The organism is Chryseobacterium sp. SIMBA_028 (assembly GCF_046535285.1).
Lineage (GTDB): Bacteria > Bacteroidota > Bacteroidia > Flavobacteriales > Weeksellaceae > Chryseobacterium.
On record NZ_JAWRWZ010000744.1, the window covers coordinates 1 to 241 of the forward strand.

Annotated in this window: 1 protein-coding gene; it reads right to left on the reverse strand. The window is 49.8% G+C overall.

Going from position 1 to position 241, the window contains the following annotated elements; genetic code table 11:
* Positions 1-241: hypothetical protein (locus SCA31_RS25230; RefSeq protein ID WP_410699674.1), on the reverse strand; the 241-nt coding region annotated here is incomplete at both ends.

Genomic DNA, 241 nt, shown 5'->3' on the forward strand with positions numbered 1-241 from the left:
GGTCTGGATTTCACTTTGAAGCCATTCAAATGAGATGGGGCGATCTGAAATAACGCCCCCGTATCCGATCATATTGCCGGATAATACGCCCTTCTGTTCAAAAAGCGGAAGATAGATGACTTGTCCTCCGTCCGTTGTCAGTCTGACAGGGTGAAATGACGTGCCGGGAAGCTCTTCCATGAGGATTCCCCAATCATAGCTTTGAAACAATCCCGCCTGATACATGTCAGCGGCCCGATCC